The following is a 17,494-nucleotide window of genomic DNA, read 5'->3' as shown; positions in this document are numbered from 1 at the left end:
CGGTTCCGTCTCTAGACGCGGGTGGGCGCCGATCCTCCTCGCAGCAACCTCAGGGGATGCAGGAAAGACCGGCAAGATTGTCCTGGTTTGAACCGGAGGATTTTTCGATGAGCTTGAGATCGAACGATACCGCAATCGACGAGATCGTCGCGAGCTGCAACGGCGACCTGCGCGGTGCCGTGCGGGCGCTGCTCCTGATCAACGAGCATCTCGAGGCGGAGCTCGCAAAGGCCTATGCCGCCGCCGCCGATCATGGTCTCGCGGAACGCGGCGGCAGCGTCCTGCACTAGGCCCAACCGGCCTCTGTTTACAGGATGAGAGCCGTCTTTCCGTCCCGCGTAAAGTCGGTCCGCTCAGCCCGCCATCGCCGCAAGTGAAGGCAGGCCTCGCCCCGCGAGGAACGCCGCGACCTCAGTCTCGAAGGTCTTGAGCGCCGCGCCGATCGCCTGGTGCATATCGAGATATTTATAGGAGCCGAGGCGACCGCCGAAGATGACGTTCGGACGCTTCTCCATCATCATGCGGTAACCGGACAGGATGGCCCGGTCGGCGGCGGTGTTGATCGGGTAGTAGGGCTCGTCGTCGCGGCCGGCGAAGCGGGAAAATTCGCGATAGATCGTGGTCTTCGGCTCCCGGTAGTCGCGTTCGGGATGCAGATGCCTGAATTCGTGGATTCGGGTGAAGGGAACGTCCGCGTCGGCGTAGTTGATGACCGAAGTGCCCTGCAAGTCAGGGACGTCATGCACCTCGCGCGCGAAGTCGACGGTGCGCCAGCCGAGCTCGCCACAGCGATAGCGGAAGAAGCGGTCGATCGGCCCGGTATAGATCACGAGCTGCTCGGGGCGGATCTGATCGGCGATATCGAAATAATCGACGCCGAGACGGAGCTCGATATTTGGTGACTTGAGCATGCGCTGGAAAATCGCGGTGTAGCCGTCGACCGGCATGCCCTCGTAGCGATCGGCGAAATAGCGGTCGTCGAAATTGAGCCGCACCGGCAGGCGGCCGATGATATCGGCCGAGAGCTCGCTCGGCTCGGTCTGCCACTGCTTCTGCGTATAGCCGCGGATGAGAAGGTCGTAGAGGGTACGGCCGACGGAAGCGATCGCCTTGTCCTCCAGGTTCTGGGCGGCGCTCGCGCCATGGACGTGTACATGGGCGTGACCATGGGCGTCGGCCTCGGCCGCAATCACGAGCTTCGCCTCTTGCGGCGTCATGGCACGGCCGAACGCGGCAGAGATGGTCGCCAGATTGATCGGCATGGAATAGAGCTGCCCGCGCGCCACCGTGAAGACGCGATGTCGGTAGCTGGTGAATTCGGTGAAGCGCTGCAGATAGCGCCAGACCGTTTCCGAGTTGGTGTGAAAGATATGCGTGCCGTAGCGATGCACCTCGATGCCGCTGTCGGGGTCAATCTCCGAATAGGCGTTGCCGCCGATATGAGCGCGCCGGTCGACCACGCAGACTTTCCGCCCGAGCTCGTTTGCCACCCGCTCGGCGATCGTCGCGCCGAAGAAGCCGGCGCCCACAACCACGACGTCGAAGCCATCAAGCTGCATGCGTTCCTCACCCTGTCGGCGTCGCAAGCGCACAAATCCGTGGCCGACGAGGCTTCAACGGCGAGGGACGCCGGCTCAGGCGGAATAATTGCACGCCGCGCCAACAATTCGTGAGCCCGGGACGGGCACCCCGGATCGTTCAACGGTCAGGGCGCGGCGGCGGTGCGATCGACAAGCCGGGCGACGCCATTGCTCGGAGACCGTCGACCATGTCCGTGATCTGCATCCTGTCAGCGACCAACAGCGCTTATCAATCGGTTCGCGGCATCCTCTTGATGGCGGGGGCCGAGCTCGACCGGCTCGGCCATGAGGTGAAGATCCTCGATCTGGAGGCACCCGATACGCCGGCACGGATGGAAGCCCTGCTGCCGCGGCGCGACGAGATGATGGCGCTCGTGATGTCGGGAATCGGCCTCGAGATCTACGCCAGGGAGGGCAAGCTGCTCTGGGACGCGGCGCAGATCCCCGTGTTCAACTGGAACTGCGATCACCCCTCCTATTTCGTGCGCCGCCACCGGTTGGACAGTCCTTACGTCGTCCACGGCTACGTGTTTCCGGATCATGCCGCGTTCAACCGTGACCATCTGCACGCCAATGGCGCGGCGTTCGGGGCCCATATCGGCATTCCCGATCCCGGCTTCTTCGGCGCCCTGCCGGCCGACAAGCGCAACGGCCGGATCGTCTTCGCCAAGTCCGACTGGAATCCGGCCAAACTCGAGCGCTCCTGGCGCAAGGCGTTGCCACCAAAATTGTTCGCCATCCTGTTCGATGCGATCGCTGCTGCGCGCGGCAAGACCTGCTCCGCCTTTCCCGAGATCATCTGCAACGTGGCTGCCGAGCATCTCGTCCATCTCACGCCCGGCGGTGATGTCTTCAATGCGATCCTGACCCGCCTCGACAATTACACGCGGGCGGTACGCGCCCGTGAGGTAGGCGCGGTGCTGTCCAAATACCCGGTGGATTTCATCGGCGGCGGCTGGGAGGATTTCCAGGCCGAGACGCGTCACGCCCGTCTCCTCGGCGCCATGCCGTTCGACACGCTGCGCGAAACGCTCGGAACCTATCTCGGCGCGGCCTCGCTCAATCCGAATGTCGATCTCTCGGTGCATGACCGCGTGTTCTTCGCGCTCGGCGCTTCGACCGTGCCGATCTTCGATGCCAACAGCTTCTCGCAGGCGAATTTCCCGCGCCTCTCGCGCTTCGGCTTCGGCCACGATGCCGACAGTATCGCCGCAGCCGTCGAGGCCGTGCTCGATGATCCCCTGGCTGCGCAGGCGGCGACCGCTGCGACGCTCGCCGAGACCTATCCACGTCTCTCCATGCAGCGCTCGGTGCAGGACATTTGCGAGATCACGATGCAGATGGCGGGCAAGCCCGGCGCGAGATTGATTCCCGCGGCGCCCTCGCCGGCGAGCTATTGGACCAGGGAGCGCTCGACGGCGGCAGCCTGAGTTGGCTCAGCCTGCGCCGTCTTCGGCTTTTTGCTCGTCGGGCGTGAGCGCGGGACAGGCGCGGATGGTCGAGCGTGCAAGCTTGGCATCGTCCTTGGATTTGTAAGGGCCATCGCCGAACCAGATGTCGCCGTCGATGACCGGATTGCTGGTCACGATGTTGCATTTGCCGGTGGCGCGATTGCCGACCACCCAGAACAGTCCGTCGGCGAGGCTCATCGTTCCCGACGCCAACAGCAAGCTGCAAGCAAAGATCAAACGCTTCATGGCTTTTGCTCCTGCCATGCAGGTAGACCTGCGGCGGCGGCGACAATAGTCCTTGCGAGATTGCGGATCCGATCGTGGTTAATCGCCACGCGCCGCAACCGCTCGAAAGATGATCGAGTTATCGGCTAGATGTCGCGGCCTTCGACCTTCTCGGTCAAAGCCTTCACCTGATCGGGGATCTTCTCGAGGTGCGGATTGACGGCGAGCGCCTTGCGATAGGCCTCGAGCGCGCGCTTCTCGTCACCGACGTCCTGCATGATCATGCCGAGCCCTGCGAGCGCGCCGAAATGACGGGGCTCGCGGGTCAGCACCTCACGGATGTCGGCGAGCGAGCGGGCATAATCGTTCTGCATGTAATAGAGCGTGGCGCGCCGGTTCCAGGCTTCGATGTAATCGGGCCTGAGCTTGATGACCGAATCCAGCAGCTTGATCGCGACCTCGATCTTCTTCGCATCGACGGCCGCCTTGGCCCGCGCCATCAACAATGCTGCGGTGTCGCTCGGGGTCTGGAGCCAGATCGCCCAGATCCGCGCCTCGACATGCTTGGCGCTGTCTTCGTCAGGAGCAGCCTTCAGCGCGCCGAACAGGAAATCGAGGTTCTTGGTGCGCTCGGCCTTGGGCAGCTTGGCCGGCGCTTCCGGCAGCTTCTTCTGCTGTTTCGCCGGCGGAGCCGGATCATCCTGCGCCAGCGCCGGCGCAAGGCCCGCCGTTCCGAGAACCAGGGCCAGACACAGCGTACGCGCGAAAGGGAATCTCACTGCCATCGCCGAAGTCTAAACGCGTAAAGCCGCCCTTGCAAAGCAGGGCGGCGTCAAACTCGTGTGAGACCGTGGTCTTGCGGGGGGCGCGCGTAAAGGCGACCGCGAGGGCAATCAGCCCTGGCGAGCCTTGAAGCGGCGCTGCACCTTGTTGATCACATAGACCCGGCCCTTGCGGCGGACCAGGCGGTTGGCGCGATGGCGACCGCGCAGCGACTTCAACGAGTTACGGACCTTCATGGCAGAATCCTGAACGTTCGAAAGGCCGTGTTCGGCACTACCGTTTCGGCACGCGCGAATGTGGCAAAATGAGATCTTTCCCGCTGGCGGACCGACCGCCCGGGACGGGGCGGTTCTTAAGGCATGGCGGCAGGTCATGTCAATGTTAACTGCCCGGTTCCGAACCGGCAAATTCGTGAAAACAACCCCATGCACAGTAGAAACGGCCGGATCGGCCCGATCTACCAGGCTGATAAGCTGCCTTGCCAAATTCGTTATATCATATAATCAATTTGGCAACCCGTCGGGAGGACACCAATGCCGAAGCTGAAGCTGCCTGATATCGACGATGTCGTCGCCATCGACATCCACACCCATGCCGAAGAACCCTGCGGCACCCATCCCGACGACGGCTATGACGATTTCCAGGCGCAGATGGCGGACTATTTCAAGTCGCCGCACAAGCATCCGCCGACCGTGCCGGAGACCGCGGCCTACTACCGCTCCAAGAACATCGCCGCCGTGATCTTCCCGGTCGATGCCGAACGCGAGACCGGCTTCCGCCGCTACAAGAATGAAGAGATGCTGGAGATCGCCTCCGACCATCTCGACGTCCTCATCCCCTTCGTCTCGATCGACCCGCACAAGGGCAAGCTCGGGGTGCGCGAGGCGCGCAAGCTGATCGAGGACTACGGCGTGCGCGGCTTCAAATTCCATCCGACCATGCAGGGTTTTTACGCCAACGACCGCATGGCCTATCCGCTCTACGAAGAGATCAACAATGGCGGCGCGATCGCGCTCTTCCACACCGGACAGACCGGCGTCGGCTCGGGCATGCCGGGCGGCATGGGCATGCGGCTGAAATATTCCAACCCGATGTACATGGACGACGTCGCGGCTGACTTCCCCGACCTCAAGATCATCCTCGCCCACCCCTCCTTCCCCTGGCAGGAAGAGGCGCTGTCGGTCGCGACCCACAAGCCGAACGTCTATATCGACCTCTCCGGCTGGTCGCCGAAATATTTCCCGCCGATCCTGGTCCGCTATATCAACTCGATCCTGCAGGACAAGATGCTGTTCGGCTCGGACTGGCCGGTGATCACGCCGGACCGCTGGCTGTCGGACTTCGCCAAGATCGACATCCGCGACGAGATCCGGCCGAAAGTGTTGAAGGCCAACGCAAGAAAGATTCTGGGGATCTAGCCTCAGCGCAAGAGGGCTTCGGGTAATCGAAGCCCTCTTGCTCAATTTTTGATTCGACCTCACATCGTCGTTGAAGGGCTGGAATGTCGTCGCACCCAGGCCGACGATTGCCGCGGTCCGCTGTTCAGTGCGGGCCTGGCTTACTACTGTTTGAACTTCACTTGACCCGACTTGCCCTCGGCGGTCTTGATCGTGAGCGTGATGGTCGTACCAGGTCCGATGGAGTTCTTGGCATCTCCCTTCAGGGAGTTTGTGCCTGAAGGCGCGAGCTGTACGGTCTCACGTCCGGCACCGCCAACGATGAGGATCGCGCCCGAGAAGCCCTTGGTCGAAACCGGGTTCGGCTTGAACGGCTCCCACACGTTGATGGTCACGGTGTTGCCCGAGGTCAGCAGTTCGGCGTCAATGCCGGCCACGTCGAGCATCAGGCCGCCGTTGGGGCCCTTTTCGTAGTCCTCGGCGCCAGCAGTGCCGGCGAACATCAGGGCTGCGATAAGCGCGAACACGAATCTCATGGCGTTGCTCCACTTGGTTGCGACAGTGTCGGTTTCCGCTTCTCTTCCCGCCGGAACAGAACGTAGAGGGCCGGCAGCACCAGAAGCGTCAGTATGGTCGACGAAATGATCCCGCCGATGACGACGGTGGCGAGGGGCCGCTGCACCTCGGCGCCGGCGCCGGTCGCAACCGCCATCGGCACGAAGCCGAACGAGGCGACGAGCGCGGTCATGAGGACGGGCCGCAAGCGCGTAAGGGCGCCCTGCCGCACGGCATCCGCAATCGCGAGGCCTTCCCTTCGCAGCTTTTCGATGAACGTGATGATCACCAGGCCGTTCAGCACGGCAACGCCGGAAAGAGCGATGAAGCCGACGCCCGCGCTGATCGAAAGCGGGATGCCCCTAAGCAGCAGCGCTCCGACTCCGCCCGTCAAGGCGAGCGGTACGCCGCTGAAGACCAGGATGGCGTCAGGCATGGACCGGAGACTGAGGAACAGCAACGCGAAGATGAGAAACAGGGCGAGCGGAACGACAACCATCAGGCGCTGTGTGGCGGAGACGAGTTGCTCGAATTGGCCGCCCCATCCGATCCAGTATCCGGCCGGCAGTTTCACTTGCCTTGCCACCCGGTCCTGGGCCTCGGCGACGAACGAGCCGAGATCGCGCCCCCTCACGTTTGCAGTGACGACGATCCTGCGCTTGCCATCCTCGCGGCTGATCTGGTTCGGTCCCGGCACCAGGTCGATCTGGGCGATCTCCGACAACGGGACGTACCGAATCTGGGCGAGCGGAGTATTCCCCCACAATGCCGCGGTCGTTTTCGTCGGGTTATCGAGCGCCGGCAGCGGCACCGGTAGCGAACGGATGGCGTCGACGTCCGAGCGCTGGCCTTCCGGCAGCCTGACAACGACATCGAACCGACGATCCCCTTCGAAGGTGCGGCCAGCGTTCTTGCCGCCCACTGCGATCTCGACCAGGTTCTGCACGTCGGCGACGTTGATCCCGTAGCGCGACAACGCCTGGCGATCCACCTTGACGGTCAGGACGGAGAGCCCTTGAACTTGCTCGCTTTTGACATCGGCCGCGCCCAGCACCTTTTGCAGGATGGCCTGCACCTGCGCGGCGGCTCTCACCAGAACATCGAGATCGTCGCCGAATATCTTCACGCCGACATCGCTGCGGACCCCCGAGACGAGCTCGTTCATGCGCTGCTGGATCGGCTGGGATATCCCGTAGGCGTTGCCCGGAACGTCCGCCAGCGCCTCCTGAACATCCGCCACGATTGCTGCTTTCGTCTTGCGCGGGTCCGGCCATTGTTCCCGCGGCTTCAGCATCACGTAGGCGTCCGCTCCCGAGACCGGCATCGGATCCACCGCGACCTCCGCCGTGCCGGTTCGCGCGAACACGATCTGCACCTCGGGCAGCTTGAGCAACCGCTTTTCGACCATCTCCTGCATCTCAACCGACTGCGTGAGACTGGTGCCGGGGATACGCAGCACCTCCATCGAGATATCGCCCTCGTCGAGGCTCGGAATGAATTCGCCGCCCATGCTGGTGGCGGCGATAGCGCAGAGGCCGATCAGCAGGACTGCGACAACGGCAACTTCCAACCTGTGCCGGATCGCCCCGTCCAGCAACGGACGGTAGAGCGAGCGGGCGGCCCTCATCAGGACATTCTCGCGCTCTGACACGCTGCCAGTGACGAGAATCGCGACAGCCGCTGGCACGAACGTCAGCGTAAGAACGCTCGCGCCGGCCAACGCCATGAGCACCGTCAGGGCCATCGGCGTGAACATCTTCCCCTCGACGCCCGTCAGCGTCAGGATGGGAAGGTAAACCGCGGCGATGATGAAGGTCCCGAACAGGCTGGGATGGATCACTTCCCTCGATGCGGCCAGAATGGTCGCAAAGCGTTCTTCCCGCTCTAAAGGCCGCCCGAGGCGGTGCTGCGCGGCGGCGAGAAGCCGCAAGCAGTTCTCCACGATAATGACGGCGCCATCTACGATGATGCCGAAATCGATGGCGCCCAGGCTCATCAGGTTGGCGCTGACCTTGTTTCCCACCATGCCGGTGATGGCGAACAGCATCGAGAGCGGGATGACGCAGGCGGTCGCGACGGCCGCCCTGAAGTTACCCAGAATCAGGAACAGTACGACCACGACCAGGAGCGCGCCCTCGACGAGGTTGGTCCGGACGGTCGCAATGGTCGCCTCGACCAATCGCGTCCGGTCGTAGAGGGTGCGCGTGACGACACCGTCCGGCAGCGATCGAGCTATGTCCTGGAGCTTTGCGTCGACCCGCCGGGCGACGGCACGACTGTTTTCGCCGATCAGCAGCATCGCGGTGCCGAGCACCGCTTCCTGTCCGTTGACCGTCCCCGCGCCGGTGCGCAGATCCCTACCTTCCGTGACTTCGGCTACATCGGATATCCGAACGGGAACGCCGTTGCGCGAACCGATGACGATCTGCCTGATTTCGTCGATCTCGCTCACCTGTCCGGGGACACGGACGAGATATTGTTCGCCATTGTGCTCGATGTAGCCGGCGCCGACATTGGCATTGTTCGCCGCCAATGCATTCATGACGTCTCGAAAGCCGAGCTTGTAGGCCATCAGTTGCGCGGGATCCGGCAAGACGTGGATCTGCCTCTCGAAGCCGCCGATGGTGTTGATCTCGCTCAGGCCCGGCACCGGCCTCAACTGCGGCCTGATGATCCAGTCCTGGATCGTCCTCAAATCGGTCGGGCTAAACGATTCTCCCGTCGGTTTGCGGGCCTCCGGTTTGGCTTCGACCGTGTACATGTAGATTTCGCCCAAACCCGTCGAGACCGGTCCCATGGCAGTCTCGATGCCTTGGGGAAGCTGGTCCTTGACCTGCTGGATGCGCTCATTGACAAGCTGCCTTGCGAAGTAGATGTCGGTCCCGTCTCTGAATATGATGGTGACCTGACTTATGCCGTAGCGAGACAGCGAACGCGTATTCTCCAGAAGCGGCAGTCCTCCCATCGCCGTCTCCAGCGGAAAGGTGATGCGCTGCTCGACTTCCAGCGGCGAATACCCGGGGGCGCGGCTGTTGATCTGAACCTGCACGTTGGTGATATCCGGAACCGCATCGATCGGAAGACGCGCGAAATTCCAGACTCCCAAGAGGCCCATCGCCAACGCGGCCAGCATGACGAGCCATCGATAGCGGATCGAGAACGACAGGATCGCGTCAATCATTGTCGGCCGCTCCCTTCGCCATCTCCGACTTCAGGATGAAGCTGTTGCGGGCAGCATAGGGGTCTCCCTGCAGCACGCCGAAAGTGATCTCAACGAACTCCGGATCGCGCTGGCCGATTTCGACGTCCCGCGGCTCGAATTTTTCGCCGTTGCGCACGAAGACGACGGCTCGGTTTTCGACCGACTGCAGCGCCGACGACTTTACGGCGACATCGACCTTTCTCTCCGACAGGCTCAGACGGCCGGTTATGAAAAGGCCGGGACGCAAGCGCTGATCGCCATTCTCCACGACCGCGCGGGCCAGCGCGCTCTGGGTATCGCTGCTGCCGACCGGCGACAGATACGAAATCTTGGCCGCGATCGCCGGCCGCGCGTCCGCCGGATCGATGAGCACCTGATCGCCGACGTGGACCTTGCCTATGTCGCGTCGGTAGACCGAGAAATCGACCCAGACGGTCGACAGGTCCGCGATCACGAACGCCGGCTTCTGCTCGGATGCGTATTCGCCGAGGGTGGTCTGTCTGTCGATGACCGTTCCGGCGAGCACCGCCTTGAGTTCGTAGGGCGTAAGGCTTTGGTTGCTTTCAACGATCGCGAGCACGTCGCCTTTCTGCACCCGGTCGCCGATCCGTTTGCGCACCTCCCTCACGATGCCCGGAAAGCGGGGCGTGATCTGGACCAGCGATTCCTGGTTGGGCTGGACCATTCCGTTCAACTGCAGGCTATCGTGCAGAACCGCAGGGGATGCGGTCGCAAGCTCGATACCTGCGGCGGCGACCTTGGCGTTGCTCATGGTGACGCCTTCCGAAGCTTCCTCCTTCTCCGCCTTCTGGTTCTTCTCCGTCGCCGCACTGTGTGTGGTTGCAGGCGTCATCATCCGATAGCCGCCGTAGATTAATCCGGCGGCGACAAGGATGAATGCAAGGTGTCCGATCGTCCTGGAAATCATCGTGAGCTCTCGCGGGCGAGCGAAAAGGGATTACCGACGAGCCCTTCGATGGTCGCGACGGCGATGTGGAAGTTCTGCAGCGCCTCCTGCTCGCGCAGCCGGGCCTGAGCCACGCTGGCCTGGGCGTCGAGCACTTCGAGGAGCGTGTAGCGGCCCTGGCCGTACCCCTCCGAAATGGCCTCCGCGGCCTGTTGCGCCTTTGGAATAGCGCTTTCACGCAGGACGGCCAGTTCACGCAGCGAACCCTGCAGCGAATCGTAGGCGCGGCCTGCGACGACAATCAGGGTGTTGCGATTTGCCTCCCGCTCCGCCTTCGTCTTTGCCAGACTTTCTTGAGCCGAAAGAATGTTGCCCTGGTTCTGATCGAAGACCGGGATCGGCACCGAGAGGGTCAATCGGACCGCATCGTCGTTCGTCGCGTTGAAGTGCCGCCACCCGGCGGCGACGCTGACGTCGGGATATGGCCTCAGCCGAGCCAGCAGGAGTTCGGCGTTCCGCTGGGCGTAGACGGCGGTCCAACGCACCAATTGCGGGTTCGCATCGATCGCGGCCACCACCGACTGGAACGAAGGCGGCCGCCCCGCGGCGTCGAGACGCCCCGAGACTGCCCCGAATTTGGGTGCCGTGTCTCCCATCAGGACGGCCAGTTCGCGCCGTGCGCTCGCGAGCGTAGCTCTGACCCGTTCGCGATCCGCTTTCACAAGGGCCGAGGCAACCTCCGCCCGTCCGGTTTCTGCTGGCGAAGACGCGCCGGCCTCGACGCGCCGCTGGAGGAGCGGAGTCAGCCGGTCGATTGCGCCGATCTGCTCGTCGAGTATTTGGATCCGCCGCTGCGCACCGAGCACGTTCAGGAAGGCGATGGCAGTTTCGGAGAGCACCTCCAGCCGGACCGCAGTCCGCTGGATCGCCGCCACCTCGATGCCGGCTTGCCCCGCCGCGATGCGCGCCTCCCGCTTTCCGAACCATTCAAAGGCTTGGCTGATCTGGAGCGTGGTCTCCGCCGATTTCGTCCCGCGGTAGATACGCGTCCCGAAGGAATCGTCCTGTTCGTACGAAACCGCTGGGTTGATCAGGGCCCCTGCCTGGATGCGTTGGCCGGTGGCGACGCCAACGTCGCGGTCGGCAGCGATCAAACGTGGGCTGGCGGCAAGCGCGCGCGACAGCGCGGCCCTCATCGTGAGGGTCTGCGAGTAAGACGGGCCTGCCAGCCACGGGCTGGCCAGAAACGCCACCGCGCACGCAAGGCGCGTGGCTGACTTGACGAACATGAAGAGCTACCTGACGAACCAATCAATCGAGCGCTGATGCGCTCCGAAGACGCGTTCAGGCTAGTCCTTTGGGCGGCGGCGTATCCAGCGCGGGATAATCTTCCAGAAGGAACGTCGGCGTCGTGAAGGCCAGAGCTATCGGCTCTGCCGGCGGCTCCGCTACCAGCACCGGAGCCGGTAGCAACAGAGGCACGCAGGTGTAGCAATGATCGACCACTGTGACGGATTTCTTGGTGCCCTGGTCGACTTTGTCCGGCGCAATATCCACGCCGACCTGACCGGTAATCTCAAGCGTCTCCTCGGCGCAGGAAATCTCGCCGCCGATCCCGACGACCACATAAGCCATCGTCAGGAACGCGGTCAGAATCCCGCGTAGAGCAGATACCGCCGAACGCGATCTATGGCCGGTTTTTCGCCTCATGCGCCCACGGATAACAAGGATCAGCAGGTAAAACTATCATAAACTTGGCGCTCTTGGGTGGTTGGCAGCCAGCTGCGATGCTGACCCAATCGTTCAGGTTCGCAAGCTTGCGCCGCTGCCTGTTAATTGCAACGTCTCGCTAAAGGCGTTCGATGTCGTGATGCCGGCCCCCCGCTCGACGTCGCACAAGGGCAAGCTCGGCGTGCGCGAGGCGCGCAAGCTGATCGAGGAATACGGGGTGCGCGGCTTCAAATTCCATCCGACCATGCAGGGTTTTTACGCCAACGACCGCATGGCCTATCCGCTCTACGAAGAGATCAACAATGGCGGCGCGATCGCGCTGTTCCACACCGGACAGACCGGCGTCGGCTCGGGCATGCCCGGCGGCATGGGCATGCGGCTGAAATATTCCAACCCGATGTACATGGACGACGTGGCGGCTGACTTCCCCGACCTCAAGATCATCCTCGCCCATCCCTCCTTCCCCTGGCAGGAAGAGGCGCTGTCGGTCGCGACCCACAAGCCGAACGTCTATATCGACCTCTCCGGCTGGTCGCCGAAATATTTCCCGCCGATCCTGGTCCGCTATATCAACTCGATCCTGCAGGACAAGATGCTGTTCGGCTCGGACTGGCCGGTGATCACGCCGGACCGCTGGCTGTCGGATTTTGCCAAGATCGAGATCCGCGACGAGATCCGGCCGAAAGTGTTGAAGGCCAACGCAAGGAAGATTCTGGGGATCTAGCCGCGTCCTCACGACGTCCGCCCACAGCCAAGGGCGGACGTTGGCGCGTCAGCGCGATCAGTTCACGCTTGCCAGATAGCCGGCCAGGATCGTCCGGCTCTGGCTGAGTGTCTCGATGCGTTCGTCGATCAGGCCGACCTGCTGGGCGAGTATTCGTCGCAACTCTTTGCACGGCGTGAAGGCTGGATCGTTGTTCCGCACGCACGGAAGCAATTGCTGGATCGTCTCGAGCGTCATCCCGGCTGAGCCAAGCATTTTGATCCGCCGAACCGTCTCCTCCTCCGCCGGGCCATAGTCGCGATAACCGGAACCGGTCCGCTGCGGCGCCAGCAGCCCTTCGCCTTCGTAATAACGCAGCATCCGGACGCTGACCCCCGTCCTCCGGGAGAGTTCGCCAATTTTCATCTGAAAACCCCTTGACCCTGACAGCGCTGTCAGACCCTACAGACTGCGCTCATCCAAGTCATGCCGCTTGTGAAGGGTGCAACGATGAAAGCCTACCATTTGAATGGCCATGCCGGTCGCGGCCGTCTTGTGCGCGTCGATCTCGGCAAGCCTGAACCCGCCGACAGGGAAGTTCGCATCCGTGTCGAAGCGGCTAGTCTCAACTACCGCGACCTCCTCATCCTCGACCGTGCGGGCCAAGGCGGGCTCGACGGCCGCGTGCCGCTCAGCGACGGCGCAGGCGTCATTGACGCCATCGGCGCCGACGTCCTGCAATGGCGGGTCGGCGACCGCGTTGTCGCGTCGTTCTTTCGCGATTGGGTCTCCGGGCCTTTCAAGGCCAGCTACGTTGCGTCATCTCTCGGCGGCGACAAGACGGACGGCATGCTGGCAGAGTATGTCGTGCTGCCGGCAACCGCGCTCGTCGCCGTGCCGGCACATCTATCCGCGGTCGAAGCGGCGACCCTCCCCTGCGCCGGCGTCACGGCCTGGCACGGCCTCATCGCGCGCGGCGGAATGGGCCAGGGCGACACGCTGCTCGTCCAGGGAACGGGCGGTGTCGCACTGTTCGGACTTCAATTCGCAGCGGCGCTCGGAGCGCGCGCGATTGTGATCTCCTCCTCGGATGAAAAGCTTACCCGCGCCAAGACGCTGGGCGGCTCGATCCTCATCAACTACCGCGACACGCCCGACTGGGATGTCGCCCTGATGAAGGCGACGGATGGCGCAGGCGCCAGTCATATCCTCGAACTCGGCGGTCCCGGTACCTATGACCGATCGCTGCGATCGGTCGCTTCAGGCGGCAAGATCATTCAAATCGGTGTCTTGACCGGGTTCGGCCCGAAGCCCGACCTCGCGCGCCTCCAGTGGGAGAATGCCGACATCATCGGTGTCACCGTCGGATCGGTCGCACATTTCGCCGCGATGAATCGGCTCCTGACCGAACATGCGATTCACCCGATCGTGGATCGCATCTACGGTTTCGACGAAGTCCCTGAAGCCTATGCTCACCTGCGGAGCGGCTCACATTTCGGCAAGGTCGTCGTGAAGCTTTAGAAGCAGACGTCATGTCAGGTCGTCGAATACGGTGACGCTGTCGGCCTTGGTCCACAAGCCGATCATGCCGGCGTCCCTGATCGATTCGTCCTCGACCTCGAACATCGGCCTGCCGTCATACGTCACCTTGAATAGCGTTCCCGCGAATTCGCAACGTAGGGAATGCCATTGACCTGATGGCACCGATACCTTGACGCCATAGCCGCCTTTCCGGCCGACGATATCGAGCGCGCTGCGAACACCCTTGATCGTCTTGTAGAGCACAACATTGTCTTCAAGCGCGTTGGCCCGCACGACATAGTAGTTGTCGGCATCCTTTGCGCGCCAGACAATACCAGCCGCACGATCCTCGGAGCCTGCGATCGCCTTGAACTTGACCTCGACGAACCCGTCCAGGACGCTGGTGCCGTTCCTGAGCGCCACTGGAAACGTCGCCTGACCGGATTGTTTCAGGACGTTCGGCTTGCTTGGCGCCGTCGACTCCACCTCGACCGTCCATTTGGGCTGGCCACGACCCGTCATCGTCAGAGTCCAGCCTTCGGGCGCTGCGCCGGTTGCTGCGTTGTCAAAATTTACAGTTTCCGCCATCGCGTTTCCTTCCACCAACAATAGGAACAACGTCGCCCCCAAGAGCGCTACGCTCATTTTTTGCACGACGTCTAAGCTTCCCGCCTGTATTGATCGTACAGTGTTGCAGCGTTGTCCCATTTGATCGCTTCCATGTAGATGTCGACATATTTCGCGGCCGCGGCGCCATAATCCATGTGATAGGCGTGCTCATACATGTCGAGCACCAGCACGGGGCGTCCGCCGGCCAGCGTCGTCGTGTGGTCGGCGGCCCACTGATTGACCAGCCGCTTGTCGCGCGGCGAGTAGGAAAGAATCACCCAGCCGGAGCCGCCGCCTTCGGCCTTGCCCATGGCCGAGAACTCCGCGCGCCACCGATCCATGCTGCCGAAATCGCGCGCGATCGCGTCGGCAAGTGGTGTGCTCGGCCTACCGGCACCGCCGAGCCCGTCGAAATAGATTTCGTGGAGGATCATCGAGTTTGACGCAACGAGTTCCTCGCGCTTCAGGCCGTTGATGACGAAGTTCGGAGCTTTCGCGAAGTCGAGCTCGGCGAGTTGCGTTCCGATCGCGTTGAGTCGCTTTACGGCGCCGACATAGTTGTTCTCGTAGTGGCTGACGAGCACCTTCTCCGAGATGCCGGCAATGGATTTCGGATCGAACGGCATCGGCTTGGGCTGGTATGTCATTGGCTTGGCTCCTGTTGGCTGATTGGCTTGCGCAAGGGCTTGCGTCCCCGCGAGTATTGCGGTCGATGCCGCGGCGGCGCCCACGCCCCTGATGAAGTCTCGGCGGTCGGTATTCGTGGTCATGGAGTCCTCCACTTGATCGTCGTCCCCAACGTGCCCCGTGTGCTCGCTAGCTCTTGGTGCTCGCCGTCTTGTCGAGTGCGCAAATAGACCGCGCGGTCCTCGTCGATACGGACATCGACGAGGGCCGGCGCTCTGGCGGCACCAATTGACGGGACAATTTCTCTGATGAGATCGAGATGAAAGAAGACATGCAGCGTCCTTGGTGACCAGGACGCGATACTTGGGCATGTCGCCTCGCGGGGAGATCGCAAATCCCCGTGCCCCAAATTAAACGCCTGCCGGCGACAGTGTCAATCTGCTGCGCGAGGTCGACGGGGTGACGATTTTTTGAAGAAGGTTCCGATCTTGTCGCGCACCGGGCCGTTTCGGTATTGTCCGTGCGCCCCCGCAAAGATCCCAAAGGAGCGGTCAATTGAGCCTCAAAGCCGTCGTCTTCGATGCCTACGGAACGCTCTACGACATCCAGTCGGTCGCGGAGATCACCGAGGACGCATTTCCGGGCTATGGCGAGATCATCACGCAGGTCTGGCGGATCAAGCAGCTCGAATACACCTGGTTGCGCTCGCTGATGCGGCGCTACCAGGATTTTTCTGCCGTCACGCGCGACTCGCTGGCCTATACGCTGCGCGCGCTCGGGCTTGCCTACGAGAACGAGGCCTTCGAGCGCGTCATCGAAAAATATCTGCATCTCGATCTCTATTCCGATGCGACCGCAGCACTCGCGGCGCTGAAGCCGCGCAAGCTTGCCATCCTCTCCAATGGCAGCCCGGACATGCTGAATGCACTGGTGCGCAACTCCGGCCTCGACCGCCTGCTCGATGCCACGATCAGCGTCGATGCGAAGAAGATCTTCAAGCCGAGCCCGCAGGCCTATGAGCTGATCGGCGAGGTGCTCGGCACCACGCCTGAAGAAGTCCTGTTCGTCTCCTCCAATCCCTGGGACGTCGCCGGCGCAAAATCGTTCGGGCTCAACGTCGCCTGGATCGAACGCGTGACGCCGGAGGCCATGGCGCTGGCTTGCGTCGAGAACGAACTCGTGGCACCGCTGACGATGTTCAAGGCGATCCGCACCCAGATGGACGAGCTCGGCTTTGCGCCGGACTATCGTGTCCGTTCGCTTTCGGAGCTGCCCGCAATCGCCACCCGCCCGTAAGTCCTCGATGAGCTGACTGGAATGAGCCTGGAATCCGTTCGCGCCTTCTTCGCCGAGAAAGCCCCCGACATCACAGTGATGGAATCCCCGATCAGCTCGGCGACCGTGACGCTGGCCGCCGAAGCCTATGGCGTCGAGCCCGGTATGATCGCCAAGACGCTGTCCCTGCGCGTCGGCGAGCGCGTGATCCTGATCGTCGCGGCCGGCACCTCACGCATGGACAACAAGAAGGTCAAGGCTGCCTTCGGCGGCAAGCCGAAGATGCTGGGGCTGGAAGAGGTCGCCGAGATCACCGGCCACGAGGTCGGCGGCGTCTGCCCGTTCGGGCTGAAATCACCGCTGCCGGTCTATTGCGACATCTCGCTGAAGGCATACGACGTCGTGGTGCCGGCTGCAGGCTCGACCCACAGCGCCGTGCGCATCACGCCCGAGCGGATGGCCGAGCTGACCGCGGCCGAATGGGTGGACGTCTGCGAGCACAGGCCGTAACTCGGGCACGTGTACACTTTGATAGCGCTGTTGGCGGTAGCGCCAACTGAAGCGATGAGCCAACAATGCTTATGTAGCGACAGGTCCGAAGTTCAGGTGACCTCACATCTAGCCGCCCCAGCCGCAGTAGGGACGGCAGCGATAGCCACGATGCGAATGGCCCCAGCCCCAGTGCCAGTGCCCCCAGCCGAAACGCGCTTGCACCAGGTCGCTCTCCTGCACCATCGACTTGGCGGCGCCGGACAAAGGAGTGACCGGAGCAGCCATTGCAGGTACGCCGAGCAATATCGCGCCAATCACGAAAAGTGCAGCAGGAATTTTGGTCATGGACATGACATTCCTCCGATCCACAGCTTCCGACCACAATCAACTTGGCTGACGGCAATTCGTTGCACGGTTATGACGGTTTCGGGACGGG

Annotated in this window: 20 protein-coding genes; 7 read left to right on the top strand and 13 right to left on the bottom strand. The window is 62.6% G+C overall.

Annotation, left to right across the window (positions count from 1 at the left end; genetic code table 11):
• The first annotated feature begins 107 nt into the window (after positions 1-107).
• A complete protein-coding gene (locus V1280_RS35105; protein ID WP_334535204.1) occupies positions 108-290 on the top strand; it encodes a hypothetical protein in 183 nt (60 codons plus the stop codon).
• Positions 291-353: 63 nt separating this feature from the next.
• On the opposite strand, the gene glf is transcribed toward V1280_RS35105, so the two are convergent.
• Positions 354-1,559: a UDP-galactopyranose mutase gene (gene glf, locus V1280_RS35100; protein WP_334535203.1), complete on the bottom strand. Its 1,206-nt coding sequence runs from the start codon at positions 1,557-1,559 to the stop codon at positions 354-356.
• 209 nt (positions 1,560-1,768) lie between these two features.
• Here glf and V1280_RS35095 point away from each other — a divergent pair, with 209 nt between their 5' ends.
• Positions 1,769-3,010, top strand: coding sequence for a hypothetical protein (locus V1280_RS35095; protein ID WP_334535202.1), 1,242 nt, complete (start codon positions 1,769-1,771; stop codon positions 3,008-3,010).
• Positions 3,011-3,016: 6 nt separating this feature from the next.
• Here V1280_RS35095 and V1280_RS35090 read toward each other — a convergent pair whose 3' ends face one another.
• The 3 genes from V1280_RS35090 to ykgO all read right to left on the bottom strand — a co-directional run bounded on the left by V1280_RS35090 (position 3,017) and on the right by ykgO (position 4,275).
• Positions 3,017-3,277 carry a hypothetical protein gene (locus tag V1280_RS35090; protein ID WP_334535201.1) on the bottom strand — a complete coding sequence of 87 codons (261 nt, stop codon included), beginning with the start codon at positions 3,275-3,277 and terminating at the stop codon, positions 3,017-3,019.
• Positions 3,278-3,402: 125 nt separating this feature from the next.
• Positions 3,403-4,041 carry a tetratricopeptide repeat protein gene (locus tag V1280_RS35085; protein ID WP_334535199.1) on the bottom strand — a complete coding sequence of 213 codons (639 nt, stop codon included), beginning with the start codon at positions 4,039-4,041 and terminating at the stop codon, positions 3,403-3,405.
• A 108-nt stretch (positions 4,042-4,149) separates the two neighbouring features.
• A complete protein-coding gene (gene ykgO, locus V1280_RS35080) occupies positions 4,150-4,275 on the bottom strand; it encodes a type B 50S ribosomal protein L36 (protein WP_006611362.1) in 126 nt (41 codons plus the stop codon).
• Positions 4,276-4,572: 297 nt separating this feature from the next.
• On the opposite strand from ykgO, the gene V1280_RS35075 reads away from it, so the two are divergent.
• The gene (locus tag V1280_RS35075; protein ID WP_334535197.1) at positions 4,573-5,457 is read left to right on the top strand and encodes an amidohydrolase family protein; all 885 of its coding nucleotides are present in this window, start codon (positions 4,573-4,575) and stop codon (positions 5,455-5,457) included.
• Positions 5,458-5,600: 143 nt separating this feature from the next.
• Here V1280_RS35075 and V1280_RS35070 read toward each other — a convergent pair whose 3' ends face one another.
• Genes V1280_RS35070 through V1280_RS35050 form a run of 5 tightly spaced genes read right to left on the bottom strand, consistent with a single transcriptional unit; the run spans position 5,601 to position 11,810 of the window.
• On the bottom strand, positions 5,601-5,972 hold the full coding sequence (locus tag V1280_RS35070; protein WP_334535195.1) for a hypothetical protein: 372 nt from the start codon (positions 5,970-5,972) through the stop codon (positions 5,601-5,603).
• Entirely contained in the window at positions 5,969-9,172 is a 3,204-nt protein-coding gene (locus V1280_RS35065; protein WP_334535193.1) for an efflux RND transporter permease subunit, read from the bottom strand. Before V1280_RS35065 ends, V1280_RS35070 begins: the two co-directional genes overlap by 4 nt.
• Entirely contained in the window at positions 9,165-10,121 is a 957-nt protein-coding gene (gene ihpB / locus V1280_RS35060) for a divalent metal ion exporter adaptor subunit IhpB (protein WP_334535191.1), read from the bottom strand. The genes V1280_RS35065 and ihpB overlap by 8 nt, the downstream gene beginning before the upstream one ends.
• On the bottom strand, positions 10,118-11,389 hold the full coding sequence (gene ihpA / locus V1280_RS35055) for a divalent metal ion exporter subunit IhpA (RefSeq protein WP_334535189.1): 1,272 nt from the start codon (positions 11,387-11,389) through the stop codon (positions 10,118-10,120). Before ihpA ends, ihpB begins: the two co-directional genes overlap by 4 nt.
• A 55-nt stretch (positions 11,390-11,444) precedes the next feature.
• Complete coding sequence (locus V1280_RS35050) at positions 11,445-11,810, bottom strand: hypothetical protein (RefSeq protein WP_334535187.1); 366 nt, start codon at positions 11,808-11,810, stop codon at positions 11,445-11,447.
• Positions 11,811-11,970: 160 nt separating this feature from the next.
• Between V1280_RS35050 and V1280_RS35045 the strand changes: the two genes are divergently transcribed.
• Entirely contained in the window at positions 11,971-12,555 is a 585-nt protein-coding gene (locus V1280_RS35045; protein ID WP_334535185.1) for an amidohydrolase family protein, read from the top strand.
• A 57-nt stretch (positions 12,556-12,612) separates the two neighbouring features.
• Here the strand turns inward: V1280_RS35045 and V1280_RS35040 are convergent, their stop codons facing one another.
• Positions 12,613-12,960, bottom strand: coding sequence for a MerR family transcriptional regulator (locus V1280_RS35040; protein ID WP_334535183.1), 348 nt, complete (start codon positions 12,958-12,960; stop codon positions 12,613-12,615).
• Positions 12,961-13,044: 84 nt separating this feature from the next.
• Here V1280_RS35040 and V1280_RS35035 point away from each other — a divergent pair, with 84 nt between their 5' ends.
• Positions 13,045-14,055, top strand: a complete 1,011-nt coding sequence (locus tag V1280_RS35035) for a zinc-dependent alcohol dehydrogenase family protein (RefSeq protein ID WP_334535181.1) — start codon at positions 13,045-13,047, stop codon at positions 14,053-14,055.
• 9 nt (positions 14,056-14,064) lie between these two features.
• Here V1280_RS35035 and V1280_RS35030 read toward each other — a convergent pair whose 3' ends face one another.
• On the bottom strand, positions 14,065-14,643 hold the full coding sequence (locus V1280_RS35030) for a hypothetical protein (RefSeq protein ID WP_334535178.1): 579 nt from the start codon (positions 14,641-14,643) through the stop codon (positions 14,065-14,067).
• A 71-nt stretch (positions 14,644-14,714) separates the two neighbouring features.
• A complete protein-coding gene (locus V1280_RS35025; protein ID WP_334538486.1) occupies positions 14,715-15,311 on the bottom strand; it encodes a superoxide dismutase in 597 nt (198 codons plus the stop codon).
• Between the two features lie 535 nt (positions 15,312-15,846).
• Between V1280_RS35025 and V1280_RS35020 the strand changes: the two genes are divergently transcribed.
• Positions 15,847-16,587: a haloacid dehalogenase type II gene (locus V1280_RS35020; RefSeq protein ID WP_334535177.1), complete on the top strand. Its 741-nt coding sequence runs from the start codon at positions 15,847-15,849 to the stop codon at positions 16,585-16,587.
• 21 nt (positions 16,588-16,608) lie between these two features.
• The gene (locus V1280_RS35015) at positions 16,609-17,076 is read left to right on the top strand and encodes a YbaK/EbsC family protein (protein WP_148776362.1); all 468 of its coding nucleotides are present in this window, start codon (positions 16,609-16,611) and stop codon (positions 17,074-17,076) included.
• A 108-nt stretch (positions 17,077-17,184) separates the two neighbouring features.
• Here the strand turns inward: V1280_RS35015 and V1280_RS35010 are convergent, their stop codons facing one another.
• Positions 17,185-17,409: a hypothetical protein gene (locus V1280_RS35010; RefSeq protein ID WP_334535173.1), complete on the bottom strand. Its 225-nt coding sequence runs from the start codon at positions 17,407-17,409 to the stop codon at positions 17,185-17,187.
• Between the last annotated feature and the right edge of the window lie 85 nt (positions 17,410-17,494).

It is taken from the genome of Bradyrhizobium sp. AZCC 2230 (assembly GCF_036924495.1).
GTDB classification, from domain to species: domain Bacteria; phylum Pseudomonadota; class Alphaproteobacteria; order Rhizobiales; family Xanthobacteraceae; genus Bradyrhizobium; species Bradyrhizobium rifense.
This window is presented reverse-complemented; position numbering and strand designations above follow the sequence as displayed.

Bases quoted from the DNA above. Each gene is read 5' to 3' on its own strand.
- V1280_RS35065 (WP_334535193.1), bottom strand. From the start codon at position 9,172: ATGATTGACGCGATCCTGTCGTTCTCGATCCGCTATCGATGGCTCGTC.
- ihpB (WP_334535191.1), bottom strand. From the start codon at position 10,121: ATGATTTCCAGGACGATCGGACACCTTGCATTCATCCTTGTCGCCGCC.
- ihpA (WP_334535189.1), bottom strand. From the start codon at position 11,389: ATGTTCGTCAAGTCAGCCACGCGCCTTGCGTGCGCGGTGGCGTTTCTG.
- V1280_RS35040 (WP_334535183.1), bottom strand. From the start codon at position 12,960: ATGAAAATTGGCGAACTCTCCCGGAGGACGGGGGTCAGCGTCCGGATG.
- V1280_RS35050 (WP_334535187.1), bottom strand. From the start codon at position 11,810: ATGAGGCGAAAAACCGGCCATAGATCGCGTTCGGCGGTATCTGCTCTA.
- V1280_RS35070 (WP_334535195.1), bottom strand. From the start codon at position 5,972: ATGAGATTCGTGTTCGCGCTTATCGCAGCCCTGATGTTCGCCGGCACT.
- V1280_RS35010 (WP_334535173.1), bottom strand. From the start codon at position 17,409: ATGTCCATGACCAAAATTCCTGCTGCACTTTTCGTGATTGGCGCGATA.
- V1280_RS35035 (WP_334535181.1), top strand. From the start codon at position 13,045: ATGAAAGCCTACCATTTGAATGGCCATGCCGGTCGCGGCCGTCTTGTG.
- V1280_RS35030 (WP_334535178.1), bottom strand. From the start codon at position 14,643: ATGGCGGAAACTGTAAATTTTGACAACGCAGCAACCGGCGCAGCGCCC.
- V1280_RS35025 (WP_334538486.1), bottom strand. From the start codon at position 15,311: ATGACATACCAGCCCAAGCCGATGCCGTTCGATCCGAAATCCATTGCC.
- V1280_RS35085 (WP_334535199.1), bottom strand. From the start codon at position 4,041: ATGGCAGTGAGATTCCCTTTCGCGCGTACGCTGTGTCTGGCCCTGGTT.
- V1280_RS35045 (WP_334535185.1), top strand. From the start codon at position 11,971: ATGCCGGCCCCCCGCTCGACGTCGCACAAGGGCAAGCTCGGCGTGCGC.
- glf (WP_334535203.1), bottom strand. From the start codon at position 1,559: ATGCAGCTTGATGGCTTCGACGTCGTGGTTGTGGGCGCCGGCTTCTTC.
- V1280_RS35095 (WP_334535202.1), top strand. From the start codon at position 1,769: ATGTCCGTGATCTGCATCCTGTCAGCGACCAACAGCGCTTATCAATCG.
- V1280_RS35090 (WP_334535201.1), bottom strand. From the start codon at position 3,277: ATGAAGCGTTTGATCTTTGCTTGCAGCTTGCTGTTGGCGTCGGGAACG.
- ykgO (WP_006611362.1), bottom strand. From the start codon at position 4,275: ATGAAGGTCCGTAACTCGTTGAAGTCGCTGCGCGGTCGCCATCGCGCC.
- V1280_RS35015 (WP_148776362.1), top strand. From the start codon at position 16,609: ATGAGCCTGGAATCCGTTCGCGCCTTCTTCGCCGAGAAAGCCCCCGAC.
- V1280_RS35105 (WP_334535204.1), top strand. From the start codon at position 108: ATGAGCTTGAGATCGAACGATACCGCAATCGACGAGATCGTCGCGAGC.
- V1280_RS35075 (WP_334535197.1), top strand. From the start codon at position 4,573: ATGCCGAAGCTGAAGCTGCCTGATATCGACGATGTCGTCGCCATCGAC.